The sequence below is a fragment of the Aliivibrio logei genome (assembly GCF_001691055.1).
GTDB classification, from domain to species: domain Bacteria; phylum Pseudomonadota; class Gammaproteobacteria; order Enterobacterales; family Vibrionaceae; genus Aliivibrio; species Aliivibrio salmonicida.
Map to the genome: position 1 here is coordinate 12,959 of NZ_MAJU01000026.1, position 19,631 is coordinate 32,589.

The 19,631-nt window shown below is 40.5% G+C and carries 16 protein-coding genes and 1 riboswitch; of the genes, 10 read left to right on the top strand and 6 right to left on the bottom strand.

Features of this window, described 5'->3' with window-relative positions:
* Positions 1-22: 22 nt before the first annotated feature.
* Both A6E04_RS17515 and rplQ read left to right on the top strand, forming a co-directional pair.
* On the top strand, positions 23-1,012 hold the full coding sequence (locus A6E04_RS17515) for a DNA-directed RNA polymerase subunit alpha (protein ID WP_012549172.1): 990 nt from the start codon (positions 23-25) through the stop codon (positions 1,010-1,012).
* 36 nt (positions 1,013-1,048) lie between these two features.
* Positions 1,049-1,429: a 50S ribosomal protein L17 gene (gene rplQ / locus A6E04_RS17520; RefSeq protein ID WP_012549173.1), complete on the top strand. Its 381-nt coding sequence runs from the start codon at positions 1,049-1,051 to the stop codon at positions 1,427-1,429.
* A 63-nt stretch (positions 1,430-1,492) separates the two neighbouring features.
* Here rplQ and fbp read toward each other — a convergent pair whose 3' ends face one another.
* Positions 1,493-2,503 carry a class 1 fructose-bisphosphatase gene (fbp, locus tag A6E04_RS17525; RefSeq protein WP_012549174.1) on the bottom strand — a complete coding sequence of 337 codons (1,011 nt, stop codon included), beginning with the start codon at positions 2,501-2,503 and terminating at the stop codon, positions 1,493-1,495.
* A gap of 213 nt (positions 2,504-2,716) precedes the next feature.
* Here fbp and mpl point away from each other — a divergent pair, with 213 nt between their 5' ends.
* The 7 genes from mpl (at position 2,717) to A6E04_RS17560 (ending at position 12,146) form a co-directional block, all read left to right on the top strand.
* Entirely contained in the window at positions 2,717-4,078 is a 1,362-nt protein-coding gene (mpl, locus tag A6E04_RS17530; RefSeq protein ID WP_012549175.1) for a UDP-N-acetylmuramate:L-alanyl-gamma-D-glutamyl-meso-diaminopimelate ligase, read from the top strand.
* Position 4,079: 1 nt separating this feature from the next.
* Positions 4,080-4,709, top strand: coding sequence for a flavin prenyltransferase UbiX (locus tag A6E04_RS17535; protein WP_065611977.1), 630 nt, complete (start codon positions 4,080-4,082; stop codon positions 4,707-4,709).
* 39 nt (positions 4,710-4,748) lie between these two features.
* Positions 4,749-4,862, top strand: a riboswitch (TPP riboswitch).
* A 51-nt stretch (positions 4,863-4,913) separates the two neighbouring features.
* Positions 4,914-5,930: a thiamine ABC transporter substrate binding subunit gene (gene thiB, locus A6E04_RS17540; RefSeq protein ID WP_065611978.1), complete on the top strand. Its 1,017-nt coding sequence runs from the start codon at positions 4,914-4,916 to the stop codon at positions 5,928-5,930.
* A 62-nt stretch (positions 5,931-5,992) separates the two neighbouring features.
* Positions 5,993-7,603, top strand: coding sequence for a thiamine/thiamine pyrophosphate ABC transporter permease ThiP (thiP, locus tag A6E04_RS17545; protein WP_065611979.1), 1,611 nt, complete (start codon positions 5,993-5,995; stop codon positions 7,601-7,603).
* Complete coding sequence (gene thiQ / locus A6E04_RS17550) at positions 7,603-8,307, top strand: thiamine ABC transporter ATP-binding protein (protein WP_023604392.1); 705 nt, start codon at positions 7,603-7,605, stop codon at positions 8,305-8,307. The genes thiP and thiQ overlap by 1 nt, the downstream gene beginning before the upstream one ends.
* Positions 8,308-8,499: 192 nt before the next feature.
* On the top strand, positions 8,500-11,409 hold the full coding sequence (gene rapA / locus A6E04_RS17555) for an RNA polymerase-associated protein RapA (protein WP_065611980.1): 2,910 nt from the start codon (positions 8,500-8,502) through the stop codon (positions 11,407-11,409).
* Positions 11,410-11,411: 2 nt separating this feature from the next.
* Entirely contained in the window at positions 11,412-12,146 is a 735-nt protein-coding gene (locus A6E04_RS17560) for a pseudouridine synthase (protein ID WP_023604393.1), read from the top strand.
* A 60-nt stretch (positions 12,147-12,206) separates the two neighbouring features.
* Here A6E04_RS17560 and A6E04_RS17565 read toward each other — a convergent pair whose 3' ends face one another.
* From A6E04_RS17565 to argR, 4 genes are all read right to left on the bottom strand, one after another.
* Positions 12,207-12,644, bottom strand: coding sequence for a universal stress protein (locus A6E04_RS17565; protein WP_012549182.1), 438 nt, complete (start codon positions 12,642-12,644; stop codon positions 12,207-12,209).
* 55 nt (positions 12,645-12,699) lie between these two features.
* Positions 12,700-15,279: a TRAP transporter permease gene (locus tag A6E04_RS17570; RefSeq protein ID WP_023604394.1), complete on the bottom strand. Its 2,580-nt coding sequence runs from the start codon at positions 15,277-15,279 to the stop codon at positions 12,700-12,702.
* A gap of 233 nt (positions 15,280-15,512) precedes the next feature.
* Positions 15,513-16,487: a TAXI family TRAP transporter solute-binding subunit gene (locus A6E04_RS17575; protein ID WP_065611981.1), complete on the bottom strand. Its 975-nt coding sequence runs from the start codon at positions 16,485-16,487 to the stop codon at positions 15,513-15,515.
* 341 nt (positions 16,488-16,828) lie between these two features.
* Entirely contained in the window at positions 16,829-17,299 is a 471-nt protein-coding gene (argR, locus tag A6E04_RS17580; protein ID WP_012549185.1) for a transcriptional regulator ArgR, read from the bottom strand.
* A 272-nt stretch (positions 17,300-17,571) separates the two neighbouring features.
* Between argR and mdh the strand changes: the two genes are divergently transcribed.
* Positions 17,572-18,507 (top strand): malate dehydrogenase, encoded by a 936-nt coding sequence (mdh, locus tag A6E04_RS17585; RefSeq protein WP_023604395.1) that lies wholly within the window; start codon positions 17,572-17,574, stop codon positions 18,505-18,507.
* 92 nt (positions 18,508-18,599) lie between these two features.
* Here mdh and ispB read toward each other — a convergent pair whose 3' ends face one another.
* Positions 18,600-19,571, bottom strand: a complete 972-nt coding sequence (gene ispB, locus A6E04_RS17590; protein WP_017021529.1) for an octaprenyl diphosphate synthase — start codon at positions 19,569-19,571, stop codon at positions 18,600-18,602.
* Positions 19,572-19,631 lie beyond the last annotated feature (60 nt).

Here is a 19,631-nt window from a genome sequence, read left to right on the forward strand (position 1 = left end):
GTTTAAATAAAGAGAGGACACAATGCAGGGTTCTGTAACAGAATTTCTAAAGCCGCGTCTAGTTGACATTGAACAAGTTAGCCTGACTCACGCAAAAGTAACTCTTGAGCCATTAGAGCGTGGTTTCGGCCATACTCTAGGTAACGCTCTACGTCGTATTTTACTATCTTCAATGCCGGGTTGTGCCGTAACTGAAGTAGAAATCGAAGGCGTATTACATGAGTACAGCACCAAAGAAGGTGTTCAGGAAGATATCCTTGAAATCCTTCTAAACCTTAAAGGCCTGGCCGTTAAGGTTGAGGGTAAAGATGAAGTTATCATTACTCTTAACAAGTCTGGTGCAGGCCCTGTTGTTGCAGGTGACATCACCCATGATGGTGATGTTGAGATTGCGAACCCAGAGCATGTAATCTGCCACTTAACTGATGACAATGCTGAAATCAGCATGAGAATCAAGGTAGAGCGTGGTCGCGGCTATGTACCGTCAACAGCTCGTATCCATACTGAAGAAGATGAGCGTCCAATCGGTCGTTTGCTTGTCGATGCAACTTATAGCCCAGTAGATAAAATATCTTATGCGGTTGAAGCGGCACGTGTAGAGCAACGTACTGACTTAGACAAACTCGTTATCGATATGGAAACGAATGGTACGCTTGATCCTGAGGAAGCTATCCGTCGTGCAGCTACAATTTTAGCTGAACAATTGGATGCATTTGTAGATCTTCGTGATGTACGAGTTCCTGAAGAAAAAGAAGAAAAGCCAGAGTTCGATCCGATCCTACTGCGTCCTGTAGACGATCTTGAACTAACGGTTCGCTCTGCTAACTGTTTGAAAGCAGAAGCGATTCACTACATTGGTGATCTGGTGCAGCGCACTGAGGTTGAGTTACTTAAAACTCCAAACCTTGGTAAGAAATCTTTAACTGAAATTAAAGATGTTCTAGCTTCACGTGGTCTTTCTTTAGGCATGCGCCTAGAGAACTGGCCACCAGCGTCTATCGCTGAAGATTAATCAGTTCACTAATTATCTAGTTAGAAGGATTAGGTCATGCGCCATCGTAAGAGTGGTCGTCAACTCAACCGCAACAGCAGCCACCGTAAAGCTATGTTTAGCAATATGGCTTGCTCTTTGGTTCGTCACGAGATTATCAAGACGACTGTACCAAAAGCAAAAGAGCTTCGCCGTGTAGTTGAGCCTTTGATTACATTAGCTAAGACAGACAGTGTTGCTAACCGTCGTCTAGCATTTGCTCGCACTCGTGATAACGAAGTTGTAGCAAAACTATTTACCGAGTTAGGTCCACGCTTTGCACAACGTGCTGGTGGTTATACTCGTATTCTGAAGTGCGGTTTCCGTACAGGTGATAAAGCTCCAATGGCATACATTGAGCTTGTAGATCGCCCAGAAGTAGAAGCTGCAGCTGAGTAATTAGTAAGTAGTTTCAATAAAAAACCGAGTCTTAGGACTCGGTTTTTTTGTATCTAAATATTGTTAATCTTGCCATTCATCAAGAAAATTTTGTACTTTATCGACCATATTGATTGAACCAACAAAGAAAGGTACACGTTGATGTAATTCGGTCGGAGTAATATCTAAGATCCGCTCTTCTCCACTTGTCGCTTTTCCTCCCGCCTCTTCAATTAACATTGCCATTGGATTACATTCATAAAGTAATCTTAATTTTCCATTTGGGTAAGCTTGAGTACTTGGGTACAGATAAATCCCTCCCTTTAATAGATTACGATGGAAATCAGCAACGAGAGACCCGATATAACGTGATGTATATGGGCGATTTTCCGCAGGTTTTATTTCTTGGCAATATTTTAAATATTGCTTCACTCCTTCAGGGAAACGTATGTAATTCCCTTCATTAATGGAGTATATATTACCATCTTGTGGGATTTTCATGTCTTCATGAGATAAACAGAAGACACCAAGAGATGGATCGTAAGTAAAGCCGTGAACGCCGTTCCCTGTGGTATAAACCAGCATGGTAGAAGAACCATAAATAATATAACCAGCAGCAACTTGTTTATTTCCTGGCTGTAGAAAATCTTCTTCGGTTGCCGGTGAGCCAATTGGTGAAATACGACGATAAATGGAGAAAATAGTACCGACAGAAACATTAACATCGATATTTGAAGAACCATCCAATGGATCCATTAACACGACATACTTTGCGTTTTTATTCAGTTCCTTATTAAACGCAACTGCTTCATCTTCCTCTTCACTTGCGACGCCACACACTTGGTCTCGATTCTCTAATGCGGCTTTAAATTTATCATTGGCGTAGATATCTAATTTTTGTTGTTGTTCACCTTGAATATTTTCATCACCAGAAGCCCCTGTAATATCAACCAGCCCTGCTTTATTTATTTCTCGGTTTACTATTTTTGCTGCCAATTTAATGGAACCGATTAATGATGACAACTCTCCACTTGCATGAGGGAAATCGTGCTGTTTAGCGACGATAAACTCACCTAAAGTTCTTATTTCTGACATGGGTTATTCCTTTTATTCTCATGTTATTAGATATCAACGGTGGATGGGGTCAGTTACAATTTATAATCCAATATAAAACGAGTGCAATTTATCTTTATAATGGTTGTGTTACTGTTTACTGTAATTCATTCTATAGCACAGAACTTTTTAAGAGTATTGAAGTAACTCGATAACGGGATTACTCACTTAATTTAATATAAGACGGTTTTTATTATGCATATTCATATCCTTGGCATCTGTGGCACCTTCATGGGAGGAGCCGCAACTTTAGCTCGTCAACTTGGACATAAGGTTACAGGTAGTGATGCGAACGTTTATCCTCCAATGAGTACGTTATTAGAATCTCAAGGTATTGAGATCATTGAAGGCTTTGATCCTAGTCAGTTAGATCCTGCGCCAGACCTTGTTGTCATTGGGAATGCGATGAGTCGTGGTAACCCATGTGTGGAGTATGTTTTAGATAAAAATTTAAAATACACTTCAGGACCTCAATGGTTGCAAGAGTTCCTATTACAAGATCGCTGGGTACTGGCTGTTGCAGGAACTCATGGTAAGACGACGACATCAAGCATGCTAGCCTGGGTCTTAGAAGAGTGTGGATATAAACCTGGTTTTCTCGTCGGTGGTGTACTTGGTAACTTTGGGGAATCGGCACGATTAGGTGAAAGCATGTTTTTTGTGGTTGAAGCCGATGAATATGACAGTGCTTTTTTTGACAAGCGTTCTAAGTTTGTTCATTACCGTCCACGAACGTTAGTATTAAATAATCTGGAATTTGATCATGCTGATATTTTTGATGATCTTGCTGCAATTCAACGTCAGTTCCATCATCTTATAAGAACGGTGCCTAGTAGTGGTCGTATTTTTGCCCCTAAACAAGATAAACCCTTAGCTGAAGTACTAGAGCAAGGATGTTGGAGTGAGATTGAATTTACGGGTGAAGAAGGAGAATGGAAAGCGAGTAAACTTAAGAAAGACGGCAGCCAATTTGACGTTTATTTCAATGATGAAAATGTTGGGCAGGTAAACTGGAATTTAGTCGGTGATCATAATGTAAGTAATGCTCTTATGGTCGTAGCTTCGGCTCGCCATGTAGGCGTTACCCCAGATTTAGCTTGTGAAGCATTGGGCTCCTTTATCAATACTAAGCGTCGATTAGAGTTTAAAGGTGAGGTTAATGGGGTCACGGTATATGACGATTTTGCTCATCACCCTACTGCAATTGATCTAACGTTAAGCGGTTTACGTAATAAAGTGGGTGATAATAAAATTATCGCAGTATTAGAACCTCGCTCTAGTACGATGAAACTAGGGGTTCATAAAGACACCTTAGCCGGTTCGCTTCATGCCGCAGATTCGGTGTATCTTTTCCAACCTGATAATATTTCTTGGTCCGTTGATGATGTCGCTAAACAATGTGTTCAACCCGCCTATACTCATCATGAGATTAACGCTTTTGTTGATATGATTGTGGCTGAAGCAAAAGAAGGTGATCAAATTCTAGTCATGAGTAATGGCGGCTTTGAAGGCATTCACGGTAAATTACTATCAGCATTAGAGCAAAAGGCTATTTAGGATGTATAAAAAACAGAAAACAATCACCTTAGCAATGACTGGTGCCTCTGGTGCCCCTTATGGATTACGTCTATTGGAGTGTTTGTTGGCTGCTGATTATCAAGTTTATTTTCTTATCTCATCTGCAGCAAGAGTTGTGATGGCAACCGAGCATAATTTAAAATTGCCAAGTGGTCCTGATGCAATGAAAGCGGTCTTAGTTGAACACTTAGGTTGTGATGCCGATAAGTTAATTGTGTGCGGTAAAGAAGATTGGTTTTCTCCAGTGGCTTCTGGGTCGGCAGCACCAAAACAAATGGTGGTATGCCCATGCTCTGCAGGGAGCGTTGCTTCTATTGCTCATGGTATTTCAGATAATTTGATTGAACGGGCTGCTGATGTGGTATTAAAAGAGCGCGGTCAGTTAATTATGGTGGTTAGAGAAACGCCATTTTCTACATTGCATTTAGAAAACATGTTGAAGCTATCTCAAATGGGGACAACGATAATGCCTGCTGCACCTGGATTTTATCATCAACCAAAATCGATTGAAGATTTAATCGATTTTATGGTCGCTCGTATATTGGATCACCTAGGTGTAGAACAAGGACTTGTTCCTCGATGGGGTTATGATCAGCGTCAGAAGAGTTAATAAACCTCTGGCTCATTAATGCATTCACACATACAATATGGCCTCTCATCGGGGAGCGACTAGCTGAGATTAGTAAACATTGGATAATGCTTACTTAAACCCGTACTACCTGAATCAGATAATGCTGACGTAGGGATTGAGATGACATTCTCATCGAGTATATCAACTTAACCCTGTGTCGCTCAAAAGGACAAAGAGCGCATAATGAAAACACGTTATATATCCCCTCTACTTAAAACACTACCTATCGCTTTAGCTGTTAGTTCTCTCTCTTCTTTTTCTGCTTCTGCTTCTGAAACGCTAACAGTCTATACTTATGATTCTTTTGCTGCTGATTGGGGCCCTGGTCCAACAATTAAAGCGGCTTTTGAAAAACAGTGTGGCTGCAATCTTGATCTTGTCGCTTTGGATGATGGCGTTTCTATTTTGAATCGTCTTCGTTTAGAAGGCAGTAATTCAAAAGCGGACATTGTTTTAGGGCTCGATAATAATTTAATGGCAGAGGCGAAAGTAACGGGTTTACTGGCTGAACATAATGTAAATACGGACTCAGTGACAATACCTAATGGTTGGAATGATAAGACCTTTGTTCCTTATGATTATGGTTATTTTGCTTTCGTATATAACAAAGAAAAAGTAAAGAACCCACCTAAGAGTCTAAAAGAATTAGTAGAACAACGAGATGATTTAACCGTTATTTATCAAGATCCAAGAACCTCTACACCGGGCCAAGGTTTATTGTTATGGATGAAATCGGTGTATGGAGATGATGTTGCTCAAGCATGGAAACAACTTGCAAAGAAAACCGTCACCGTCACGAAAGGCTGGTCAGAAGCTTACAGTATGTTTTTAGAGGGTGAATCTGATCTTGTTTTGTCTTATACGACGTCTCCAGCATACCATTCACTTGCTGAAAAAGACGATCGATTTGCAGCGGCTAATTTTTCAGAAGGTCATTACATGCAAGTGGAAGTGGCGGCGAAAGTAAAAAATACGCAACATAATGCGTTAGCTGATGAGTTCTTAGCTTTTATTCTTAGTAAGGAATTTCAATCAGCGATGCCAACGGGAAATTGGATGTATCCAGTGACTAATATTACGTTACCTAAAGGGTTTGAAGACCTTAAGGTTCCGACTAAAGCGTTGTCATTTAGTTCTGCGGAGATTGCGAAGCAAAGAAAGTTGTGGATTCGCGAATGGCAACACGCATTAATCTTTTAATCGATGCACTGAAAAGAGACGTATAATACGTACGTTTCTTTTTGGGACAGATAGATAACATCATGAAAACGAATCCCTTAAATTCTATTCCCTATATCGGCTATATGATCGCTACTGTGATTGTTATTTTTGTTGGCGGAGCTATTGGTGCATTATTAATCGCGTCACCCAGTATCAATGTCAGTTTAATTTGGTCCGATCCTTATTATATTCATATAACCAAATTTAGTTTTTATCAAGCAACCCTGTCTACGTTGTTTAGTGTGGTACTTGCGGTTCCGACAGCATATGCACTATCTCGTCGCTCTTTTTTAGGACGCGGTCTGTTATTAAAGTTGTGTGCGACGACCTTGGTTTTACCTGTGTTAGTAGGGGTTTTTGGTTTACTTGCTATTTATGGAAACAGCGGTCTCTTAGCTAAGGTGTTTGCATTTTTTGGTGGTAAATTGCCGTTTTCTATTTATGGATTAAATGGCATTTTACTCGCGCATGTGTTCTTTAATTATCCTTTTGCAACTCGTTTGTTTTTACAATCATTAGACAGTATACCGATGGAGCAACATCAGCTTTCTGCTCATCTAGGATTGACTGGATGGAATAAATTTAACGTTGTTGCATGGCCAAGAGTAAAACAACAATTTCCGCATGTTGCAGGCTTGGTGTTCATGCTTTGCTTTACCAGTTTTGCAACCGTAATGGCATTAGGTGGAGGACCAAAATCAACCACGATTGAACTTGCTATTTACCAAGCCATTAAATTTGATTTTGATTTACAGGCCGGCGCTATTTTAGCGTTATGGCAAATGTTGTTATGCGCAGGATTATCGCTGTGTATTCAACGGTTTTCTACGTCGATTGCCGTTGACAGTGCAACGCTAGGTAAGCCCATTATCTATCAAGACTCAAAGAGACAAAAGTTGTGGGATAAAGGGTGGATTATATTACTTACTCTGTTTATTTTACCTCCATTACTCATGGTTGTTATTAGTGGGATAAATTCTGAAGTTATTACGGTGATGACCTCTAGTGCTTTTTGGTCAGCATTCGCTAATTCATTCATTGTTGCTTTCTGTGCGGCGCTATTAGCGATGGTTTTTGGGGTTTTATTGCTTCATACCACCCGAGCGTTAAGGCTTAATCATCAGCGTTTTTTGGCGGATAAATTAGATTTAATTGGTACTATGATTTTAGTTACCCCAGGATTGGTTATTAGCACGGGGTTGTTTTTGTTGCTTAAAAACATCACTGATGTATTTAGTATGGCTATTTGGATCGTCATTTTAGTCAATGCACTTATGGCGCTTCCATACGTCATAAAGACGCTTGCTCAACCTTTATTGCATATGGCACAGCAATATCAGTTATTGTGTGCGAGTTTAGGACTTAATGGTTTTACTCGTTTTCGCTTAATTGAGTGGAGAGGGTTAAGAAAACCGATGGCTCATGCCTTTGCCATTGCTTTTATTTTATCAATGGGTGATTTAAGTGCGATAGCGCTTTTTGGTAGTCAGGATTTTAGGACATTGCCGCTATATTTATTTCAATTATTAGGCAGTTATCAAATGGAAGCGGCTGCGGTGGTTTCACTTTGTTTACTCTTATTAAGTGTGGGTGTGTTTAGTACGGTTGAATGGCTTTTTTCATCAAAGAATCTACAAAGAGAGAATGTGTAATGCTGACTTTTTCTAATGTAAAATATCGCTATCATTCTGAGATTTTTGAGTTTGATATGTCAGTTAAACAAGGTGAAGTCGTTGCTATTCTTGGGCCTAGTGGTGCAGGGAAAAGTACACTGCTTAGCTTATTGGCTGGGTTCATTAATCCAGAATTGGGTGATATTGCCATTAACGGCCATTCTGTTCTTTCCCTTGCGCCTCATCAGCGCCCTTTGTCTATGTTATTTCAAGAGCATAATTTGTTTGCGCATTTATCGATAGCGGACAATATTGGATTGGGAATTAAAGCGAATCTTCGTCTCAATGATGAAGAAAAAGAACGCGTTATTTATGCGGCTCAACAGGTTGGTGTTGACGAACTATTACTGCGTTTACCTGAGCAACTTTCTGGAGGCCAAAAGCAGCGTGTCGCGTTAGCTCGTTGTTTGGTCCATAACAAACCTGTGTTGTTATTAGATGAGCCGTTTTCGGCACTTGATCCTATGTTACGAGAAGAGATGATCGTATTAATCAGAACCTTGATTAAAACTCAACAGCTTACGGTATTAATGGTTACTCATAGCTTACAAGATGCGAAGGAATTAGCGTCAGGTTATGCCTTTGTTTGTCATCATAAAATACTCAGTTATGGCAAAATGTCAGAGATAATGACACAAGATACTCCCCCTGAATTAACCCGATATTTACAAGCGGTTAAGTAAACTTTTTCGACTCAAGTTTAGTATAATCAACTACACTCACTTTTATGATAAATAGGCGTGACCTAAGTGCTGTCATACAGTAACATTAGCGCCCTTTTGAACCTCGCCATTTACGGTTGTCTATTCTCGGTTCATCATGAAATTCTCACTCTATATAAAATAAATTAATTAATTTTGAGGTGCGTTACCACTATGTCATTTGCTTTGGGCCAACGTTGGATTAGTGATACAGAAAGTGATTTGGGTTTAGGAACAGTGGTTGCTGTTGACGATAGAACCGTCTCTGTCCTTTTTGCCGCATCAGAAGAAAATCGTTTATACGCAAAACATGATGCACCTATTACTCGAGTGACGTTCAATAAGGGCGATACAATTGAAAGTCACGAAGGTTGGTCACTTGAAGTCGAAGATGTTATTGAAGACGGTGGACTATTAACGTACATCGGAACTCGTACAGATACGGATGAAGTGAACGTTGTTCTTCGTGAAACGTTATTAAGTCATCAGATCCGTTTTAATAAACCTCAAGATAAGTTATTTGCAGGCCAAATTGATCGTATGGATCGTTTTGCATTGCGTTTTCGTGCACTTCAAAACCAGTATGAGCAACATAAAAACCCAATGCGTGGTTTATGTGGTATGCGTGCAGGTTTGATCCCACATCAGTTATTCATTGCTCATGAAGTAGGGCGTCGTTATGCCCCTCGTGTTTTATTGGCTGATGAAGTCGGTTTAGGTAAAACGATTGAAGCGGGTATGATTATTCATCAGCAAGTGCTTTCTGGTCGTGCTGAGCGTGTATTGATCGTTGTTCCTGAAACACTACAACATCAATGGCTTGTTGAAATGATGCGTCGTTTTAATCTTCATTTTTCTATTTTTGATGAAGAGCGTTGTATTGAGTCGTATGCGGATTCTGAAAATCCATTCGATACCGCGCAATTAGTGTTGTGTTCATTGGATTTTATTCGCAGAAGTAAGCGTCGTTTTGAGCAAGTGGTTGAAGCCGATTGGGATCTTCTTGTTGTTGATGAAGCGCATCACCTTGAATGGAACCAAACAAAACCAAGCCGTGAATATCAAGTTATTGAAGCGATTGCAGAAGAAACGGCGGGTGTTTTGCTGCTAACGGCAACACCTGAACAATTAGGTCACGAAAGTCACTTTGCTCGTCTGCGTCTATTAGATCCAGATCGTTTCTATGATTACGATGCGTTTGTTGAAGAAGAGCGCCAATATCAGCCAGTTGCTGATGCGGTTACCGCGTTGATGAGTGGCGATAAATTATCAAACGACGCGAAGAATCGTATTGCTGAATTGCTTTCAGAGCAAGACGTGGAGCCATTGTTTAGAATTATTGAATCTGATGGTTCTAAAGAACAGCAAAGCCAAATACGTCAAGAATTAGTCGATAACTTAATGGACCGTCATGGTACTGGTCGTGTGCTATTCCGTAATACACGTGCGGCAATTAAAGGGTTCCCACAACGTAATCTCAATTTAATGCCAATGGCGTTACCACCACAATACGCAACCTCTATGCGTGTAGCGACAATGATGGGTGGTCGCATGAGTAATGAAGCTCGTGCAATGAAAATGTTGTATCCAGAAGAGATCTTCCAAGAATTTGAAGGCGATAGTGCAACGTGGTGGCAGTTTGATCCTCGCGTTAACTGGTTGCTTGAATTACTGAAAGAAAACCGTAACGAGAAAGTATTAATCATCGCTTCTCGAGCTTCAACGGCGTTGCAACTAGAGCAAGCGTTACGTGAACGTGAGGGTATTCGTGGTACTGTTTTCCATGAAGGGATGTCGATTATTGAGCGAGATAAAGCCGCGGCTTACTTTGCACAAGAAGAAGGTGGCGCTCAGGTTCTTATCTGTTCTGAAATCGGTTCAGAAGGACGTAACTTCCAGTTTGCTAATCAATTAGTGATGTTTGATTTACCTTTCAATCCTGACTTACTTGAGCAACGTATTGGTCGTTTGGATCGTATTGGTCAAAAGCGTGATATTGATATTCATGTTCCTTATTTGCAAGGTACATCTCAAGAATTATTAGCGCGTTGGTTTGACGAAGGGTTGAATGCTTTTGGTGAAACGTGCCCAACAGGTCGCGCTGTGTATGAAAAATTCTCTGATACGATCATTGCGATTTTGGCTACGGGTAAATCAGATGGATTAGAGCCACTGATCGAAGAATCCGCGGCACTAAACAAAGAATTAAAAGCGCAGTTAGAGCAAGGTCGAGATCGTTTGTTAGAAGTGCATTCAAACGGTGGCAATAAAGCGAAAGAACTTGCAGAGAAAATTGCTGCGACAGACGGTGACATACATTTGGTTAATTTTGCTTTGAACCTGTTCGATACGATTGGTTTGAATCAAGACGACAAAGGTGAAAACGCCATTGTTGTTACGCCAGCTGAAAATATGTTGGTATCAAGTTACCCCGGTCTTCCTTATGAAGGCTGTACGATTACGTTTGATCGTAAAACGGCTCTTTCTCGTGAAGACATGAACTTGATCAGCTGGGAACACCCAATGATCCAAGGGGGTATTGATTTAGTTCTGACTGAAGGCGTAGGTGCAACTGCAGTGTCTTTATTGAAAAATAAAGCCTTACCAGCGGGTACTCTATTGCTTGAATTGATTTATGTGGTAGATGCACAAGCGCCTAAGAAAAGTGGCATAGGACGATTCTTACCGAAGACGCCTATTCGTTTGATGATGGACAGTAAAGGTAATGATCTTTCTGCTCAAGTTGAATTTGAAAGCTTCAACCGTCAGCTAAGTCCTGTTAATCGTCATATGGCGAGTAAATTAGTGAATTCAGTGCAAAAAGAAATTCATGCATTGATTGATACGGCAGAAGTTAGTATTGAAGACCGAATTGAAGCCGTTCGTGTTGATGCGAATGCTGAGATGAAAACGGCGTTAAATGCGGAATTAGATCGTTTACAAGCATTAAAGGCCGTAAATCCAAACATACGAGATGAAGAGTTAACTCAGATCGAAACTCAAATGAGTGAACTTTCTGCGTATATTGGAAAAGCACAGGTACAGCTTGATTCATTGCGTTTGATTGTTGTGAGCCATAACTAATCATGGCAATGCTTGAGTATAATCCACCAATGGAACCGCTTGATATTGTCTATCAAGATGAAGCGATTCTTGCGGTGAATAAACCGGCGGGGTTACTGTCTAACCCTGGCCGAGCACCGGAGCACTATGACAGTGTTTGGTCGCGTGTTGTTGCTGAGTTTCCTGATGCTCAACTTGTACATCGTTTGGATATGTCGACATCGGGGTTAATGATATTTGCGCTTTATAAAGAAGCAGAAAGACACATTAAAAAGCAGTTTCAATATCGGTTAACTCATAAAGTGTATTATGCACGGGTATGGGGGAATGTTGAGAAGGTTGAAGGGCAGATTGATTTACCCTTGATTTGTGATTGGCCAAATCGACCACGACAGAAAGTCTGCTATGAACACGGAAAATCGTCACAAACGGGTTATGAAGTGATTCAAGTTGAAGAGAAAACGACATTGGTTCGTTTACTTCCTATTACAGGACGCTCTCATCAACTACGAGTGCATATGATGGAAGAAGGGCATGAGATTGTTGGCGATGAGTTTTACGCGTCTAAAGAGGCTCTAGCGTTCTCAGACCGATTACAATTACACTCTGCCGAACTGAGTTTTTATCATCCAGAGACCGATAAATTCATCAGTTTATTTGCTCCTTGTGAGTTTTATCCAGAAGCAAAAGCCGGTGTTCTAGATGCCATGGATATTGCTCCAGTAAGACCGGATTACAAAACACTGCCTAAGCAATAGTTGAATTTAAAAATAAAAAAAGGAGCCGAAAGGCTCCTTTTTTGTATCAAATAGGGGAGATTAACCTTGAGGTTTGACAACCATCACGTTAATTGGTGAGTTTTCGACAACTTTACTCGCCACAGAACCCAGCATAACTTTATCAATTTTAGATCGTTTATGGCTTGGCATCACAATCAAATCGGCACCTAAACGTTCAGCATAATCTAAAATAGTGACATAAGGTTTCCCTTCGGCAACATGCACTCTGTATACCACATCATCATCCACAAATTTAGCCGCAAATTCATTTAACTGTTTTGATACATCTTCTTTCATTTGTTTCGCTGCACCTTTAGGAAAATAGGTCGATACCATCGACATATGGATCCCCGGTAATACGTTAAGCAAATGTAATTCAGCATTAGAGTGTTTTGCGTGCCAAACTGCCATTTCAACCGCTTTATCAGCAAAGCCTTTATCGTTTAAATCTACTGGAACCAAAATTTGTTTATACATAATTTTTATTACCTAATTAGGGGAGTTATTCTCCCCTTAGATTCCATTCATTAATTTATGCGGCCAAGTTTTCCTTTTTCGCTCGGCGACGCTGATTAAAGCCCAGTGCAAACAGTAGAAGAAGAGTTGGAATAAATACCCATTCTTTTAGTGGACGCTCTGCATCAAGAACCACATTCGTTATTTCCCAATCAAAATCTATTCCTGAAGCTTCCGCTGGACTGCCGAATTCGACCATGTCGACGATCATTTTATTATCGACTTTAGACAGCATTAGCCCCATAGAGCTTACGCGTTCTTCACCAGTTACCGCTCGATCGTCAAAAGGTAAACGTACCGTTTTACTTACGATATTACCTTCTAGATTTTCTCCAGAGACTTCTAAGGTGAGTGATTGTCCCACATTTAACTCTTCTGCAAGTTGAGCGATCTCAATACCTTGGTAATAATCTTTGGCTGGATAGATTTGATCCCACCAAAAACCAGGACGAAATAGTGAGAAAGTGATGAGTAATAGTAAAACAACTTCCCACCATTTTGTTTTCGTAAACCACCAACCTTGTGTCGCAGCGGAAAAAGTTAACATTGCGATGATGGAGGAAATAATGGTTAATGCTAAATGCCACCAAGAATCAATGCCCATTAATAGTAATTGGGTATTAAAGACAAACATGAAAGGCAATATAGCGGTACGAATATCGTAAGTGAACCCTTGGATACCAGTACGGATTGGATCCGATTTTGCTATGGCAGCAGCGGCAAAAGCGGCGAGACCCACGGGGGGCGTGTCATCGGCTAAAATACCAAAATAGAACACAAATAAATGCACTGCTATTAATGGAATAATTAATCCGTGAGCGGCTCCTAGCGTTACGATAACGGGAGCCATTAAGGTTGATACGACAATGTAGTTTGCTGTCGTTGGTAGCCCCATGCCTAAAATTAAGCTGATTACCGCGGTAAATAACAACATAAGAATAATGCTGCCACCCGAGATAAATTCAACAAAATCCGTCATAACAAGACCAATGCCCGTTAAGGTAACCACACCAACGACAATACCTGCCGCCGCCGTTGCAACGCCAATACCAATCATGTTTCTGGCACCAGACACTAAGCTTTCGAGCAGATCATCAACCCCTTGTTTTATTTGATTAACAAGTGTGCCTTCTTTAGTAAAGAAACCAATTAATGGGCGTTGAGTCAGGAGAATGAATATCATAAACACGGATGCCCAGAAAGCAGACAAACCCGGCGAGAAGCGTTCAACCGTTAAACACCAAACGAGAACGACAATCGGTAATAAGAAATGAAGACCGGACTTGATGGTTGGTCCTGGATCGGGTACTTCAGTTAGTTCTTCGTCAATCGCCATCATCGCATGTTCTTGGTATTTAGCAGAGATGCTAGTTAATCCGACATAAGAAAGTAGCAGTGCAACGGTAACAATAGGGGTTGCGGCGTCACCAAAGACATCTTTAGTCCAACCGATACCATAATAAACAGCAGCACTAAGCACACAAAGGCCAAGAATCGTACCAGTAAAGGATAATAGGCTATGAACTAAGGTTGGTGTATGGCGGCGAGGTAAGCCTTTCATACCTGCTTTACAGGCTTCAAGATGAACAATATAAAGAAGAGCAATATAAGAAATTAAAGCAGGCAATAAAGCGGCTTTAATAACCTCAACATAAGAAATACCAACATATTCAACCATTAAAAAGGCGGCTGCACCCATGATTGGTGGCGTTAACTGCCCATTGGTAGAGGCGGCAACTTCGACGGCACCGGCTTTTTCACCAGAGAAACCGACTCGTTTCATTAATGGAATGGTAAAAGTACCTGTTGTTACGACGTTTGCAATCGATGAGCCAGAAACAAGGCCTGATAAACCTGAAGCCACAACGGCCGCTTTTGCTGGGCCTCCTTTCATATGACCTAACAGAGAAAAGGCAACTTTAATGAAGTAAGCACCCGCTCCGGCTTTTTCTAGCATGGCACCAAAGAGTACAAATAAAAAAACAAAAGAGGTTGAGACACCTAAGGCAACACCAAAGACTCCCTCAGTGGTTAGCCATAAATGTGACATGGCTTTATTTAAACTGGCTCCCTTATGCGCGATAACATCAGGCATGTGTGGGCCAGCAAAAGTGTAAAGCAAGAAGACGGCAGCCACGACCATTAATGGAGGGCCTAAAGCGCGTCGAGTTGCTTCTAATAATAAGACCATACCCACGACTGAGGCGATGATATCTGGTGTTGTTGGTGCCCCTGAACGTTCTGCGAGCTGAGTATAAAAAATATAGATATAAGCGGCAGAAAAACTACCAGCAAAAGCAAGTATCCAATCGATAACGGGAATACGATCTCTTGGTGAGTTTTTAAGTGCAGGGTAAGCAGTAAAAGCTAAAAAGATGGCGAAGGCTAAATGCACCGATCGAGCTTCAGTATCATTCAGTATGCCGAAATTGAAAATAAACGGTAAAGGGGAGGCATACCAAAGTTGGAATAAAGACCAACATAGTGGAACAAACCATAAAATTCGGCCAGATAATCCTTCAGGTGAACGAGCACCAGTATCTGATTGGGCCACCATTTCTTGCACATCTTGTGACGTATTAGACGACTGCGTCATGTACTTTTCCTTAGTGATGGTCGAAGCTAACACTTAATCATTAAGTATTAGATTGTTGAATATAAGCCAATGTATAGGCTAAAAAGAGATGATCTTCAAATCCGTTTTATTATTGATTATTGTCCGTTATGTAAAAAGATCAGATGGTGTTGCGAAGAATCAAAGAGACTATTTAGCCTCTTTGATTTAGACAACCCAGTTTTTTAATTAACGTTGAGTTGTATAGAAGGGAACTATTTTAGTAGACCAACTTCTTTGTAATATTTCACCGCACCAGGATGCAATGGAATAGAAATCCCCGCTTTAACCATGTCTTCTTTTTTCAGCGTAGCAAACGCAGGGTGAAGACGCTTGAAGGTATTAAAGTTTTCAAATACAGCTTTTGCAACACTGTAAGCGACTTCATCTGATACGTCTGATGTCGTAACCATCGTAGCTGCAACACCAAAGCTATTTACATCGCCTTCTGTTCCGCGGTACATGCCAGCAGGAACGGTTGTGTAAGCGTAATAAGGGTTATCTGCAACAATCTTATCGATCTTAGGACCAGTAGCAGGAACTAATTTAGCATCACACGATGTTGTTGCTTCTTTGATTGAGCCATTTGGATGACCAACCATGTAGATGAAGGCATCAATTTTATTATCACAAAGTGCTTGTGAACGCTCAGATCCTTTTAGTTCCGATGCAAGTTTAAAGCTGTCGTTTGTCCAGCCCATTGCATCCATCACAACACCCATTGTTGCACGGTCACCAGAGCCTGGATTACCAATGTTAACGCGTTTTCCTGCTAAATCAGAAACGTCGTTGATACCTGAATCAGAACGAGCAATGATGTTAAAAGGTTCTGTATGAAGAGAGAACATTGCACGTAGTTTCTTGTAAGGACCTTGAGTTTCAAATTTACTTGTGCCGTTATAGCCATGGTATTGCCAATCTGATTGCACGATACCAAAATCAAGTTCACCAGAACGGATAGTATTTACGTTATAAATTGAACCACCAGTGGACTCAACAGAACAACGAACATTATGCTCTTTACGATCTTTATTCACTAACTTACAAATAGCACCACCCGTTGGGTAGTAAACACCGGTGACAGAACCAGTACCAATTGTAATAAATTCTTGAGCGCTTGCGGTTCCCATGCCAGCACCAAGCATTGCTGCTGCAACTGCACTTACTTTAATTAAGTTTTTCAATGCCATGTTATTCCCTTCCTTATTATGTTGCTTCTTTACTGTTCATCGTTCTTAATATTAGATCGTAGAAAGTAAGACGCATTATTTATTCACTTCATATTCAAAGTGTTTTAAATTTCCTGTTACAGAAATGGCGTACGAATGATACCAAACTAATGCGAGTATTTTAAAACTGTGTTAATTAAAAACTATCAAAAGTGTGAAATAAACAACTATTGATAGCTTTGACAGTTTATATTGCGTATTTATTTAACAATCTAATGACTAGATTTAAGGGGGAGTGAAGAAAAAGAGGAGAGCTAAAGATCACGTTTATAAATTAAAGGTGATCTTTTGTGAGGGTTTATTTAGATGCTGTATTCAAAAAGGTCACAGACTGAATCAAATAACGTTTTAATTTCGATGTTACGCGTAGGAGTGATAAAAATAGTATCATCACCAGCAACTACGCCTAAAATACCTTCGGCTTTTCCTAGGGAATCTAATAAACGAGCAATTAATTGAGCAGCACCTGGGCCGGTATGGATAACCACTAATGCACTGTTGTAATCAACGTCCATAACCAGTTCACGTAGAGAACTAGAAACCGTTGGAACGCCTAACTCTATTGGTAGGCAGTAGACCATTTCCATTTTTGCATTACGTGTGCGTACGGCCCCGAACTTAGTGAGCATTCGAGATACTTTTGATTGATTGATATTGTCAAAACCTGATATACGAAGGGCATCGACAATTTCACCTTGGGAACCAAATCGCTCTGCTTTTAGAATCGATTTAAATTCTTTAACTAGTCGTTCTTGTTTTTCATTATTTCGCATGCTGTTTTGATTCTTTTTGCAATAATTCTTACTATTCTCGCATAAATATTTAACTATCGGCAAATCAAAACGTCGTTTTTGTGAATAATTACCGATGTTATATTTATATAATAGATAGAGAATTTGTAGCACGGATCGTATGTCATTGCGTAAGGTCGCAAAGCGAAGCGAATAGCATTGAATTTCATTTGAGCTTGCTATAACGTCACTTTTAGTTTGAAAATAAATTAATAATAAAAAAATATACCTCTACTACCTCAAGGAGAACGAACATGAAAGTTGCTGTTATTGGCGCCGCTGGAGGCATCGGACAAGCATTAGCATTACTTCTTAAGAATCGATTACCAGCCGGCTCGGATCTTGCTCTTTATGATATTGCACCAGTAACCCCTGGGGTTGCTGCGGATCTTAGTCATATCCCAACACCAGTTTCAATTAAAGGGTATTGCGGAGAAGATCCAACACCAGCACTTGAAGGCGCTGATGTTGTTTTAATTTCTGCTGGTGTTGCTCGTAAGCCAGGAATGGATCGTTCAGATCTTTTCAATATTAATGCGGGTATTGTTAAGTCATTGGCTGAAAAAATTGCAGTGACTTGTCCAAAGGCATGCATTGGTATTATTACTAACCCTGTTAATACAACCGTGGCAATTGCTGCTGAAGTATTAAAAAAAGCAGGGGTATACGATAAAAATAAATTGTTTGGCGTAACCACACTGGATGTGATCCGTTCAGAGACGTTTGTCGCTGAGTTAAAAGGTAAAAATCCAGGAGAGATCCGTGTTCCTGTTATTGGTGGGCATTCTGGTGTTACGATTCTTCCTCTGCTTTCACAAGTTGAGGGTGTTGAGTTCACCGCTGAAGAAGTGGCAGCATTAACACCGCGCATTCAAAATGCAGGAACGGAAGTTGTGGAAGCTAAAGCCGGTGGCGGTTCTGCGACACTTTCAATGGGCCAAGCGGCATGTCGCTTTGGTTTATCACTAGTAAAAGCGCTTAGTGGTGAGAAAGGGGTTGTAGAATGTGCGTATGTTGAAGGCAATGGTGAACACGCTCGTTTCTTCGCGCAACCAATTCTTCTTGGTAAAAATGGTGTTGAAGAGATTCAACACTATGGCGAATTAAGTACTTTTGAACAAGATGCACTAGATAGCATGCTAGATACGTTAAAAGCGGATATTAAAATTGGCGAAGAATTTATTAAGTAAATTCTTAATGCATACGTAGATATCTTTAAATAGAAAAGGGCTGATACTTATTAAAAGTATCAGCCCTTTTATTTTATCTTGATATAAAAGCCTTATTTGCTGCGTTTAACAGCAAGATGAGCAAGTGCTTTTAATGCTTCTTTGTATTCAGATTCTGGAATAATAGAAAGTTCAGCGATTGCTTTGTCCGCTTCTTCATCTGCTTTTTGTTTTGTATATTCTAGTGAACCCACTTCTTTCATACAGGCTAAAATAGGATCGAGTTTATCCAGTCCATTACCTTGCTCTATAGCATGACGGATCATTGCTGCTTGCTCAGCGTTACCGTTGTTCATGGCATGTAATAAAGGAAGTGTTGGTTTGCCTTCTGCGAGATCATCGCCAACGTTTTTACCCATGTCTTCGCCGTCAGAGGTGTAATCCATGACATCATCGATAAGTTGAAAAGCGGTACCAAGATATTTACCGTAATTCTGTAAAGCCGTTTCTATTTCTGGTGATGCATTATTTAGGATCGCGCCGATCTGCGTCGCTGCTTCAAATAAACGTGCAGTCTTAGAATAGATCACTTGCATGTAGCTTTCTTCAGTTGTATTAGGATCATTGCAGTTCATTAATTGAAGCACTTCACCTTCTGCGATCACATTGACGGATTCACTCATTAAGCTAAGGATCTTTATTGATCCTAAGCTCGTCATCATTTGGAATGAACGAGTGTAGATAAAGTCACCAACAAGTACACTAGCGGCATTACCAAATTCAGCATTCGCAGTGGCTTTACCACGACGCATATCTGATTCATCAACAACATCATCATGAAGTAATGTTGCCGTATGAATAAATTCAATAAAGGCGGCTGCCATTGTGTGGTCTTTACCTTCGTATCCAAGTGCTTTTGCAGATAAAATGGCAAGAACTGGGCGCAGACGTTTACCGCCTCCACTTACAATGTAAAAACCAAGTTGGTTGATAAGCGCAACATCAGAATTTAGTTGTGCCAAGATGGTTTCATTTACGATTGCCATGTCATCAGCCGTGAGGGCTTGGATAGCTTTAAAATCCATTATTATTCCAGCAAGGTTAGGGCCTAAGTCAGGCTTAAATGTAATAAGTGATTAAACAAA

Excerpts from the sequence above, each read along its gene's own strand:
- A6E04_RS17515 (WP_012549172.1), top strand. The coding sequence starts at position 23 with ATGCAGGGTTCTGTAACAGAATTTCTAAAGCCGCGTCTAGTTGACATT.
- rplQ (WP_012549173.1), top strand. The coding sequence starts at position 1,049 with ATGCGCCATCGTAAGAGTGGTCGTCAACTCAACCGCAACAGCAGCCAC.
- fbp (WP_012549174.1), bottom strand. The coding sequence starts at position 2,503 with ATGTCAGAAATAAGAACTTTAGGTGAGTTTATCGTCGCTAAACAGCAC.
- mpl (WP_012549175.1), top strand. The coding sequence starts at position 2,717 with ATGCATATTCATATCCTTGGCATCTGTGGCACCTTCATGGGAGGAGCC.
- A6E04_RS17535 (WP_065611977.1), top strand. The coding sequence starts at position 4,080 with ATGTATAAAAAACAGAAAACAATCACCTTAGCAATGACTGGTGCCTCT.
- thiB (WP_065611978.1), top strand. The coding sequence starts at position 4,914 with ATGAAAACACGTTATATATCCCCTCTACTTAAAACACTACCTATCGCT.
- thiP (WP_065611979.1), top strand. The coding sequence starts at position 5,993 with ATGAAAACGAATCCCTTAAATTCTATTCCCTATATCGGCTATATGATC.
- thiQ (WP_023604392.1), top strand. The coding sequence starts at position 7,603 with ATGCTGACTTTTTCTAATGTAAAATATCGCTATCATTCTGAGATTTTT.
- rapA (WP_065611980.1), top strand. The coding sequence starts at position 8,500 with ATGTCATTTGCTTTGGGCCAACGTTGGATTAGTGATACAGAAAGTGAT.
- A6E04_RS17560 (WP_023604393.1), top strand. The coding sequence starts at position 11,412 with ATGGCAATGCTTGAGTATAATCCACCAATGGAACCGCTTGATATTGTC.
- A6E04_RS17565 (WP_012549182.1), bottom strand. The coding sequence starts at position 12,644 with ATGTATAAACAAATTTTGGTTCCAGTAGATTTAAACGATAAAGGCTTT.
- A6E04_RS17570 (WP_023604394.1), bottom strand. The coding sequence starts at position 15,279 with ATGACGCAGTCGTCTAATACGTCACAAGATGTGCAAGAAATGGTGGCC.
- A6E04_RS17575 (WP_065611981.1), bottom strand. The coding sequence starts at position 16,487 with ATGGCATTGAAAAACTTAATTAAAGTAAGTGCAGTTGCAGCAGCAATG.
- argR (WP_012549185.1), bottom strand. The coding sequence starts at position 17,299 with ATGCGAAATAATGAAAAACAAGAACGACTAGTTAAAGAATTTAAATCG.
- mdh (WP_023604395.1), top strand. The coding sequence starts at position 17,572 with ATGAAAGTTGCTGTTATTGGCGCCGCTGGAGGCATCGGACAAGCATTA.
- ispB (WP_017021529.1), bottom strand. The coding sequence starts at position 19,571 with ATGGATTTTAAAGCTATCCAAGCCCTCACGGCTGATGACATGGCAATC.